Raw genomic sequence first — 560 nt, 5'->3', positions numbered from 1 at the left:
AGGGCTGGTTCCAGGCCTCCTGGGGCGACGCGTTGTGGGAGTACCACGAGGGCAACATCCAGTCCGCGGCCTCGCTGGTGGGCATGTACGACGCCGAGTCCGACAGCTACGGCTGGGCCGGCGGCGAGGCGCTGGGCTCGGCGTGGAAGGACATGGCCCACTCGGTGGTGCCGTGGGAGGAGTGGGGCGAGCGGCCCGGCTACGTGATCGGTACCGCCCTGCTCAACATCGGCGCCACGGTCGGCGGCGCGGCCCTGAGCGCCACGGGCATCGGTGCGGTCGTGGGCGTGCCCCTGATGGCCTGGCGTGGCATGGCGATCCTGGACGGCATGGGCGGCCGCGCAGGCGGGTCCGGCGGCGGCACCGGGATGGACCTGCCCGCGAACGTTCCCGGTTTCGGCGGCAGCGGCTCGCCCGTGTTCAACCTGGACACCAGCCGGTTCACCGGCGGCAACGCCGCCTCCGGCCGGCTCGCCGACGTCAGCTCCGCCCTCAACCGGCTGCTGGGCCACACCCAGGGCTCCCCGCCCACCGGTGAGGGAACGCCCGACGGCCCCAGG

The 560-nt window shown here is 74.3% G+C and carries 1 pseudogene; it reads left to right on the top strand.

Annotated elements, in window-relative coordinates:
* Window positions 1-560, top strand: a pseudogene (locus tag AC0T5L_RS27175) (hypothetical protein); the annotation flags it as partial.

The organism is Nocardiopsis sp. TRM 82005 (genome assembly GCF_056312425.1).
Note: the sequence above shows the minus strand (reverse complement) of the source record. Positions and strands in the feature narration are given on the sequence as shown.